The sequence below is a fragment of the Streptomyces hainanensis genome (assembly GCF_004348415.1).
GTDB classification, from domain to species: Bacteria; Actinomycetota; Actinomycetes; order Streptomycetales; family Streptomycetaceae; genus Streptomyces; species Streptomyces hainanensis.
In genome coordinates this window covers 1-9,441 of the sequence record NZ_SMKI01000314.1, presented here as the reverse complement: position 1 = coordinate 9,441, position 9,441 = coordinate 1, and the positions used below count along the sequence as shown (strand labels likewise).

The window sequence follows — 9,441 nt, the reverse complement described above, 5'->3', positions numbered from 1 at the left end:
CTCCCCTTCCTCCGGGTCTTCCTCCCACTCCCGCCTTCTGTCACGATTCGGCCCACCCGCAACCTCCGGATGTCAAGGGGGCGTGGTAGCAGGCGGGTTGGGCAGGTGAGCAGTCGGCCCTACGGAACAGTGGAGAGGGCGGGGAGGGGACGGAGCGATGGCACTACACGTCGCGGGCGCGCTCACCGAGCGGCACCGGGCGGAGATCGACGGGCTGCTGGAGCGCGCCGTTGAGGAGGAGGTGCGCCGCTCCGAGGGGCGCGTCGACGGGCCCCAGTTGCTCCAGCGCGCCCGGGGCGCGCTGGGCGAGATACTCCGGCCGGCGGAGGAGGAGTACACGGCGTATCTCCGCGCGGAGACGGAGCACGCGCCCGGCCGGCTCGCCGACCGCTTCGGGCGGCGCGCCCTCGGCGGCCTCGCGGCCGCCGCCACCGGCGCGGCGATCGCGGCCCTGCTGCTGATCGGCAGCATCGACGACTCGGCGGCCACCGCCTTCGCGGACGCCATCATCGTGGCGGCCGCGGCGCTGACCGGCTTCTCGGCGCAGGCCGTGCTCGCCCACCTGTTCTCCGCCGAGCGGAGCGCGGGCAGCCGACACCAGCCGGGCGGCGTCGAACAGTTGCGCCTCGCCTGGCGGAACGCGGTGGAGGTGCGCGGCATCCGCCCCTACCTGGAGCAGCAGCGCGCGGTCGCCCCGCGGCGCGAGCCGCTGGCCCCCGAGCGGCGCGACACCCGCCGGGTCAGCCAGCAGCGCCCGCTCGAGCGCGGCGGTGCCGCCCGCACCAGGGCGGTGCTGACCCGATCCTTCGAGCGGCTGCCCGACCCGGGACATCCGTTCATCGGCCGCCGCAGCCAGCTCACCCAGATCACCCAGTGGGTCAACCGGGACCGGGCCCGCACCGACACCCGCCCGACCGTGGTCGTGCTGCACGGCCCCTCGGGCTCCGGCCGCACCATGCTGGCCCGGTGGGTGGCGCACGAGACCCGCGAGCTGTTCCGGGGCGCCTGCCTCGTCGACCTGCGCGGCCAGAGCGAGGACCCACTCACCACCAGGGACGCGCTGCTCCACCTGCTCAACCGGCTCGGCGCCCCCCGCGAACAGCTGCTCTTCAGGGACGGTGCCGGCAGCGGCGCCGACGCCGCCCGCCCGCGCCGCCTGATGGAGCGCTACCAGCAGCATCTCGCCGACCTGCCCGTCGTGTTGATCCTCGACGACGCCACCGACCCGGAGCAGGTGCGCACCCTGATCCCCGAGCGGTCGGACTCACTGGTGCTGGTCACCGCCACCGAGCCGCTGCCCGTCGAGGTCGGTTTCCCGGCCTCCGTCCACCACCTGGAGCTCGACCCCCTCGACCAGGCGGCGGCCGAGGAACTGCTGCGCGCTTCGGTCGCCGACGGCGGCACCATCGCCGCCGGCGAGCCCTATGACGAGCTGGCCTGGCGCCGGATCGTGGAGCTGTGCGGCGGCCGGCCGCTGCCGCTGCGGATGGTCGGCGCCGCCCTCGGCGAGCGCTCCCCGGCCCGCCTCGCCGAGGACCTGGCCGACTACGGCCCGGCGAACGGCCCGCTCGACCCGGCGGAGCGCGCCCTGCGCCTGCGCTACACCGACCAGCACGAGACCGCCCGCCGGCTGCTGCGCCGGCTCGCGCTCGTCGGCCGCGCCAGCCTGGGCGCCCGCGCCGCCGCCGCGCTCCTCGACGTCCGCGAACAGGAGGGCGCCCGCCGGCTGGAGGAGCTGACCACCGCCGGGCTGCTCCGCCACGTCCGCGGCAACCGCTACCGGCTGCACGACCTGGTGCGCCGCTTCGCGCGGGCCCGGCTGCACGAGGAGGAGACCGACGAGGACCGCTCCGCGGCCCAGGAGCGGCTGATCCGCAGCTACGCCGAGCTCGCCGACACCGTGATCCGGCTGGTCGACGGCAAGACGTCCACCCGCGCCGATCTGCTGCCGGCCGCCGCCGGCGGCCACGGCTTCGCCTCGCTCGACGCCGCGCTCCGCTGGCTCGACGACGAGACCAGCTTCATCACCGCCACCCTCCGCCACGCCGACGAGCGCGTGGACCGCGAGGCCGTCCAGCACCTGCTCGGCGCCCTCTGCGACTACTGCCTGCTCCGCGGCGACCTCTACCGCCTCGGCGAGCTCAACGAGCTGACCCAGGCCGTCAACCAGGGCCTGCTCACCCGGTCCGTCCAGTGGCGCACCGGCGTCGCCGCCCGCCAGCTCGGCGAGCTCGACAAGGCCCGCTCCACCCTGACCTCCGTGGTCAGCCTCTACCAGCAGGCCCACCACGAGGCCGGCACCGCCCGCGCCCTGCGCGACCTGGGCATCACCCTCCAGCACCAGGGCCAGCTGCGGGAGGCCGGCGATCGGCTGCAGGAGGCGCTGGAGCTCCAGACCGGCGGCGGCCTCCAGGGCGACCGGGCCTGGACACTGCACGCGCTCGCCGCCGTGGAGCGCGAGCGCGGCCGGCTGAACTCCGCCCGCGCCATGCTCACCGAGGCGCTCCACCTCCACCAGGGCAGCGGCAGCGTGCACGGCGAGGCGTGGACCCGCTTCCAACTCGGCCAGACCCTGCTCTACGGCGGGGACATCACGGCCGCCGAGCACGAGATCCGGCTCTCCCTCGACCTGTACGAGCGCTCGCGCGACGTACGCGGCGTCGCCTGGGCCCAGACGGAGCTCGGCCTGGCCCGGGTCTTCGCCGGCGACCCGACCGCCGCCGAGGAACAGCTGCGCGCCGCCCTCGCCAGGCACCGCGACACCGAGGACGCCCGCGGCGAGGCGTGGACCCTCTACAACCTCGGCCAGGCCCTGGAGGAGAGCGGCGACCTGGCCGGCGCGGTGCGCACCCTGGAGCAGGCCCGCACCATGTTCTCCCGGATGCGGGACGTCTACGGCCTGGCCTTCGCCCGGCACCACTCCGCCCGGGTCACCAGGGACATGCGGGCCGAGTCCACCGGCTCGCTGCGCAACAGCGGCTTCGCCCGCCAGCTGCTCACCGACGCCCGCCGCGACTTCCAGCGCGCCGGCGTCGGCTACGGCGAGGCCTGGAGCTGCCTGGAACTGGCCGTCATCGAGGCCGGCAACGAACGGCTGGGCCAGGCGTTGGAGCTGACCGACGAGGCGCTGCGCCTGTTCACGGACGGGTACGGCGAGGATCGGCCGGACCGCCGCGGCGCCGACTGGGCCGCGTTCCTCCGCTGCACCCTGCTGCCGCTGGCCTCACCCGGCGGCTCCGAGGTCGGCGAGGCCGTGGCCCAGGAGGAGCTGGCGGAGCTCCTGCGCGCCGAGCACCCCCAGCGCGACCCCCGGCTGACGGACGCCGCCCACAGCTACGCCCTGATGCTCCGCCGCGGCCTCGGCCCGGAGGACGGCTGGTCGGCCTGGCGGCTCGGCATGGTCCCGCGCCGCGCGGCGCGCGACGTGTTCGGCGTCGCCACGGCGGATTGACGCGGCGGGACGCGGCCCGACGGGGCCGCGGGGTGCCGGGTGCCCGCTAGGAGCGGGCGGCGGAGGCGCCGGGCGCGGCCTTCTCCGCCTCGCCCGCGCCCTCGCGGCCCCCGGCCTCGGCGTCCGCCTCAGCCCCGGCCGACTCCTTGGGCACGGAGACCCGGCCCAGGTGCCTGCTCATGGACTTCAGCAGGACCCACACCGCCACGCCGAGCACCGCGAACACGATGAAGCCCAGCACGCCGGGCGTGACCGTGTACTCGTTGAGGTCCTTCTCCGCCAGCGGAAGCAGCGCGCTCATGTCGTCCATGGGCTCAATTCTGGCGGATGCCCGCGAAGAGGTCGGACTCGGGGAGCGCCGTATCCACCCGGGACCTGGCCAGCTCGTAGTCCTCGGTCGGCCAGACCTCCTGCTGGAGCTCCATCGGCACCCGGAACCAGCCGCCGTCCGGGTCGATCTGGGTGGCGTGCGCGATCAGCGCCTTGTCCCTGATCGGGAAGTAGTCGGCGCACGGCACCCGGGTGGTCAGCGACCGCTCGGGCCGGTCCGAGTCGTCCCAGCGCTCCAGCCACTCCGCGTAGGGCGACTCCAGCCCGCGGGCCAGCAGCGCCTCGTGCAGCGCCTCGGTGCGCGGCCGGTTGAAGCCCTGGTTGTAGTAGAGCTTCAGCGGCTGCCAGGGCTCGCCGGCCGCCGGGAAGCGCTCCGGATCCCCGGCCGCCTCGAAGGCCACCATGGAGATCGTGTGGGTCATGATGTGGTCCGGGTGCGGGTAGCCGCCGTTCTCGTCGTAGGTGGTGATCACGTGCGGCCGGAACTCCCGCACCAGCCTGACCAGCCGCTCGGCCGCCACGTCCACCTCCTGCAGGGCGAAGCAGCCGTCGGGCAGCGGCGGCAGCGGGTCGCCCTCCGGCAGCCCGGAGTCCACGAAGCCCAGCCACTCCTGGCGCACGCCGAGGATCTCGCGGGCCTCCGCCATCTCCCTGGCCCGCACCTCGTGGATGTGCTCCTCCAGATAGGGGTCGCCCTGCAACTTCGGGTTGAGGATCGAGCCCCGCTCGCCCCCGGTGCAGGTGGCGACCAGCACGTCCACGCCCTCGGCCACGTATTTCGCCATGGTGGCCGCGCCCTTGCTGGACTCGTCGTCCGGGTGGGCGTGCACGGCCATGAGTCGCAGCTGCTCTGTCAAGGCTCGTCCTCAGTCATTCGGGTGGGTCGTCCGGGGTCTGCCCCGGGCTTCTATAGTGACTGATGGAGCAGGGGTCGTTGTTCCCGTTTTCGCACCGGCCCGTGCACCCCCGCCAAGCTCCCGGAGGTCCTGATGGCTGACACGCGCGCGGGGCTTCCCCAGGGACGGTACGGCCGTGCCGCGGACGAGGCCCGCACCAACCGGCGACTGTCGATCGTCGGTGGCGTGCTCGGCGTGCTGCTGCTCGGCTTCGTCGGCTGGGCCGGATACTCCTACATCGCGGGCGAGCGGGTCACCGGCGAACTCACCGGCTTCGAGGTCGTCTCGGACGAGCGCGTCGACGTGAACGTGGCGCTGCGCAAGCCGTCGGACGGCGTCGGCGTCTGCACGATCCGGGCCCAGGCGGAGGACGGCCTCGAAGTGGGCCGCGCGGACTTCACGTTCGACGACGACACGTCGAGCCTGCACCGCTCCGTTACCCTCAGGACTACGCAGCGTGCGACCGCCGCCGAGCTGATCAGCTGTTCGGAGGCGCCGACCCCCCGGTAGGCCACCGTGGGGTTTGCGCGCGGCAGCGGAGGGTAATCCTTTCGCACATCGACCAGCGTTGTTAAAGTCGACAGTTCGATCGATGTTTCCGCCCGCCCAGGAGCGTAGTCGTCCCGGGTCGGGCGTTGTTTTTATCGTTTTATCCCCTCCGCACATCCCGAGGAGCACCTGTGACGCAGACCAGCGACACTGTCACCTGGCTGACCCAGGAGGCGCATGACCAGCTCAAGGCCGAGCTGGATCATCTGTCGGGTCCCGCCCGCACCGAGATCGCGAAGAAGATCGAGCAGGCACGCGAAGAGGGCGACCTCAAGGAGAACGCCGGCTACCACGCGGCCAAGGAGGAGCAGGGCAAGCAGGAGGCCCGCATCCGCCAGCTCACCCAGCTGCTGCAGAACGCGCAGGTGGGCGCCGCCCCCGCGGACAACGGTGTGGTCTCGCCCGGCATGGTCGTCACCATCGCCTTCGACGGCGACGAGTCGGACACGATGACGTTCCTGCTGGCCTCGCGCGAGTTCGCCACCTCGGACATCGAGACGTACTCGCCGCAGTCGCCGCTCGGCTCCGGGGTGCTCGGCAAGAAGGCCGGCGACGACGCCGAGTACGAACTGCCCAACGGCAAGACGGCCATGGTGAGGGTCCTGGAGACCAAGCCCTACCAGGCCGCCTGATCCCGGCTCCCCTCCGTCCCGCGGCGCCCGGGCGCGCGGCACAGGACGGACTCGTGGCCGCTCGCCCCGCCGCCGAGACCTCGCCCTACCTCCTCCGGCACGCCCACCACGGTGCGGCCGACGCGGAGCACCTCGGGGAGGTCCCGCGGCCGCCCTCCCCCGAACGTCGCAGGGCACCGGGGGCACCACGCGAAGCCGGCCCGCAGGTCGTCAGGGGGAACTCCCCCCGGCTCAACCGATGTCGACGGGGGTCAGCGCGAACCCGTCGTTGGGCTGGCCCGCGAGGAGGTCGGCCAGCCCGCCGCTGAGCGCGTACGTCGTCCCGTCAGGTCCCTCGGTCACATCGCTGGTGACGGGATTCTCGACGGTGTCGGTGACGCCCACCGTGGCCTCCTCCCAGCCGTCGCCCGGCCGCACACGCTGGATCCGGGCGGGCTCGCCGGTCAGCGGACCGCTGCGGACCGCCGCGATCGAGCCGTCGTCCAGGAGCCGCATGCCGGCCAGGGGGGACGACAGCGGCGCGGAGAGCTCCATCGGGCGCGCCTCCTCGGGGTTCCGGACGGGCACCCGCACCAGGGAACCGTCGGCCATGGAGACGATCAGCTGGTCTCCCTCGACCCACTCCACCGCCGACATGCCCACGTCGTTCAGGAAGTCGGGAATGTCCAGCGTGCCCTGGAGCAGCCACGACCTCGGCGAGGGGCGTGAAGGGAGGAGTGGGCACGGGGCGTCATCGGCGGCGGGAACACGCGCGTGACGAGGCTCCCCGTGGCACTCCGCCGGCCTCGGGCCGGGGGTGCCGGGTGATGTCTCAGGATTGGCGCTCTGAGCGGGAGCGAGTGCTGTATCACGTCCGGCTCCCCGACCATCGGACGGCGCATCCGGTACCCGGCTATCCCCCAGGCACGCACCCGGTGCTCGGCCCACAGCGTGGCGAACCGTGGGCTGTGCATGGTCAACTCGCCGATGAGGGAGGCCAGATGCGGGTCGCCCGGGTACTCGCCGACCGCCTGCCGCGGCTTGCCCACCACGTCCCGCGCCTTCCTGGGCCAGGTGCCCCGCGAACAACGCGTGCCCGGCGCGGTTCCACGTCAGGACGTCCGAGCGCCGGCCGACGACGACCACGGGTGAGTCCCCGAAGGCGTCCACCAGTTGGCGCACCGCCTCGGTGACCCGCTCGGCGGGCAGCCGGCGGCGGCTCTGCCGGGCGTCACCCGACAGGGTGCGCAGGTGGTGCCGTTCCGCGTCGTCCAGCCGCAGGGCCGTGGCCAGCGCGTCGAGGACCTGCGGCGAGGCGTTGAGCGACAGCCCCTGTTCCAGCCGGGTGCAGTAGGCGACGCTGACACCGGCCAACTGGGCCAGTTCCTCACGCCGCAGCCCCACGTCCGCCGGCTTCAACTGCGCCCGACGCGTGGACAGGAACTCACCGAGGAGGGACCTGCCGTGCGTTGTGTCGTGCATGCGACCGAGGATGGCCAGCCTCGCCTCGGCCAGCCTGCCCCTGGGAGTAGCACCCACGAGGCGGGGAGGCGGCCGGCCGCGTCGCTCGTGCGCCGGGCCGGGCGGTGCGGAGCGTGCGACGATGCCGGTATGAATCGCCTGGCCGACTCCCAGTCGCCGTACCTGCAACAGCACGCCGCCAACCCGGTGGACTGGTGGCCATGGGGAGACGAGGCGTTCGACGAGGCACGACGACGAGGCGTACCCGTACTGCTCAGCGTCGGCTACGCCAGCTGCCACTGGTGCCATGTCATGGCCAGGGAGAGCTTCGAGGACCCGGCCGTCGCCGAGTTCCTCAACGAACGCTTCGTCCCGGTGAAGGTGGACCGGGAGGAACGCCCCGACGTCGACTCCGTCTACATGGACGCGGTGCAGGCCGCCACCGGGCAGGGCGGCTGGCCGATGACCGTCTTCATGACCGCCGACGGCGAGCCGTTCTACTTCGGCACCTACTTCCCACCCGAGCCGCGCGGCGGGCTGCCGTCGTTCCGCCAGCTCCTGGAAGGCGTGGACTCGGCCTGGCGGGACCGCCGCGGCGAGGTCGCCCAGGTGGCGGCCCGGATCACGGGAGACCTGGCCGGCCGGGAGCTGCCCTACGAGGCGTCCGCGCCGCCGACCGCCGAGGACCTGGCCGTCGCGGTCAGCGGCCTGGCCGGCGAGTTCGACGAGGAGCACGGCGGCTTCGGCGGCGCCCCCAAGTTCCCGCCGCCGATGGCACTCGAGTTCCTGCTGCGGCACCACGCCCGCACCGCGGCGCCCGAGGCGCTGCGGATCGTGGAGCGCACCTGCGAGGCGATGGCCCGCGGCGGCCTCTACGACCAACTCGGCGGCGGCTTCGCGCGCTACACCGTGGACGCCGAGTGGGTGCTGCCGCACTTCGAGAAGATGCTGTACGACAACGCGCTGCTCGGACGGCTCTACACCCACCTGTGGCGGACCACCGGATCGGCGTTCGCCCGCCGGATCGCGCTGGAGACCGCGGACTTCCTCGTCCGCGAACTCCGCACCGACGAGGGCGGCTTCGGCTCGGCGCTCGACGCGGACAGCGAGGTGCCAGGCGGCCTGCACGAGGAGGGCGCGTACTACCTCTGGACGTCGCAGCAGCTCGCCGACGCGCTGGGCGGCGGAACGATCGGCTACCAGCTGAGCGAGGCCGGCACACTGCTGCTGCCGGCCGGTGAGCCGCCGGCCGCCCAGCGGGAGCGGCTGACCGCGGTGCGGTCCGCCCGGGCCAGGCCCGAGCGGGACGGCAAGGTCATCGCGGCCTGGAACGGCCTGGCCATCGCGGCGCTGGCCGAGACCGGCGCCTGCTTCCAACGGCCCGACCTGGTGGCGGCCGCCGTCGACGCGGCCGAGCTGCTGGCCCGACTGCACCTGGACGGCGAGGGCCGCCTGGTCCGCACCTCGCTCGGCGGGCAGGCCGGCCCGAGCGCCGGGGTGTTGGAGGACTACGGCGATGTGGCGGAGGGCTTCCTCACCCTCTACGGGGTCACCGGCGAGAGGCGGTGGCTCGACCACGCGGAGGCGCTGCTGGAGACGGTGCTGACCCGCTTCGCCCGGCCGGACGGCGCCCTCTACGACACGGCGGACGACGCCGAGCCCCTGATCAGGCGACCCCAGGACCCCACCGACGGCGCGGCACCCGCCGGCTGGACGGCGGCGGCCGGCGCGCTCCTGACGTACGCGGCCTACACCGGCAGCGACCGGCACCGCCGGGCCGCCGAACTGGCGCTCGGCATCGTGGCGGCGCTCGCCCCGCGAGCGCCCCGCTTCATCGGCTGGGGCCTGGCCGTGGCCGAGGCGGCGCTCGACGGCCCGCGCCAGGTCGCGGTCGTCGGCCCGCGCGACGACGCGGCCACCGCCGCGCTGCACCGCGCCGCGCTCACGGCGCCCGCGCCGGGCGCCGTGGTGGCGCTCGGCGAGCCGGGCGCGCCCGACGGCGCGCCACTGCTCGCCGACCGGCCCCTGCGGGACGGCCGCCCGACGGCCTACGTGTGCCGGGGGTTCGTGTGCGACCTGCCGACAACCGAGCCGGACGCCTTGGCAGCCCGGCTGGGGACCGGCGGCTGAGGTTCCCCCACCC

Annotated in this window: 7 protein-coding genes; 4 read left to right on the top strand and 3 right to left on the bottom strand. The window is 74.1% G+C overall.

Annotated elements, in window-relative coordinates:
* Window positions 1-157: 157 nt before the first annotated feature.
* Window positions 158-3,451 (top strand): tetratricopeptide repeat protein, encoded by a 3,294-nt coding sequence (locus E1283_RS25050; RefSeq protein WP_132820407.1) that lies wholly within the window; start codon window positions 158-160, stop codon window positions 3,449-3,451.
* A 46-nt stretch (window positions 3,452-3,497) separates the two neighbouring features.
* Here the strand turns inward: E1283_RS25050 and E1283_RS25045 are convergent, their stop codons facing one another.
* Window positions 3,498-3,752 carry a hypothetical protein gene (locus E1283_RS25045; protein WP_132820408.1) on the bottom strand — a complete coding sequence of 85 codons (255 nt, stop codon included), beginning with the start codon at window positions 3,750-3,752 and terminating at the stop codon, window positions 3,498-3,500.
* 13 nt (window positions 3,753-3,765) lie between these two features.
* Window positions 3,766-4,638 (bottom strand): mycothiol conjugate amidase Mca, encoded by an 873-nt coding sequence (mca, locus tag E1283_RS25040; protein WP_132820406.1) that lies wholly within the window; start codon window positions 4,636-4,638, stop codon window positions 3,766-3,768.
* 132 nt (window positions 4,639-4,770) lie between these two features.
* Between mca and E1283_RS25035 the strand changes: the two genes are divergently transcribed.
* Together E1283_RS25035 and greA are read left to right on the top strand one after the other, a co-directional pair.
* Window positions 4,771-5,187, top strand: a complete 417-nt coding sequence (locus E1283_RS25035; protein ID WP_132820405.1) for a DUF4307 domain-containing protein — start codon at window positions 4,771-4,773, stop codon at window positions 5,185-5,187.
* Window positions 5,188-5,357: 170 nt separating this feature from the next.
* Window positions 5,358-5,858, top strand: coding sequence for a transcription elongation factor GreA (gene greA / locus E1283_RS25030; protein WP_132820404.1), 501 nt, complete (start codon window positions 5,358-5,360; stop codon window positions 5,856-5,858).
* 231 nt (window positions 5,859-6,089) lie between these two features.
* On the opposite strand, the gene E1283_RS25020 is transcribed toward greA, so the two are convergent.
* Window positions 6,090-7,319, bottom strand: a complete 1,230-nt coding sequence (locus tag E1283_RS25020) for a helix-turn-helix domain-containing protein (RefSeq protein ID WP_243745088.1) — start codon at window positions 7,317-7,319, stop codon at window positions 6,090-6,092.
* A 129-nt stretch (window positions 7,320-7,448) separates the two neighbouring features.
* Between E1283_RS25020 and E1283_RS25015 the strand changes: the two genes are divergently transcribed.
* The gene (locus E1283_RS25015) at window positions 7,449-9,428 is read left to right on the top strand and encodes a thioredoxin domain-containing protein (RefSeq protein WP_132820403.1); all 1,980 of its coding nucleotides are present in this window, start codon (window positions 7,449-7,451) and stop codon (window positions 9,426-9,428) included.
* The last annotated feature ends 13 nt before the right edge of the window (window positions 9,429-9,441 follow it).

Bases quoted from the DNA above. Each gene is read 5' to 3' on its own strand.
- E1283_RS25035 (WP_132820405.1), top strand. From the start codon at position 4,771: ATGGCTGACACGCGCGCGGGGCTTCCCCAGGGACGGTACGGCCGTGCC.
- E1283_RS25015 (WP_132820403.1), top strand. From the start codon at position 7,449: ATGAATCGCCTGGCCGACTCCCAGTCGCCGTACCTGCAACAGCACGCC.
- E1283_RS25020 (WP_243745088.1), bottom strand. From the start codon at position 7,319: ATGCACGACACAACGCACGGCAGGTCCCTCCTCGGTGAGTTCCTGTCC.
- E1283_RS25050 (WP_132820407.1), top strand. From the start codon at position 158: ATGGCACTACACGTCGCGGGCGCGCTCACCGAGCGGCACCGGGCGGAG.
- E1283_RS25045 (WP_132820408.1), bottom strand. From the start codon at position 3,752: ATGAGCGCGCTGCTTCCGCTGGCGGAGAAGGACCTCAACGAGTACACG.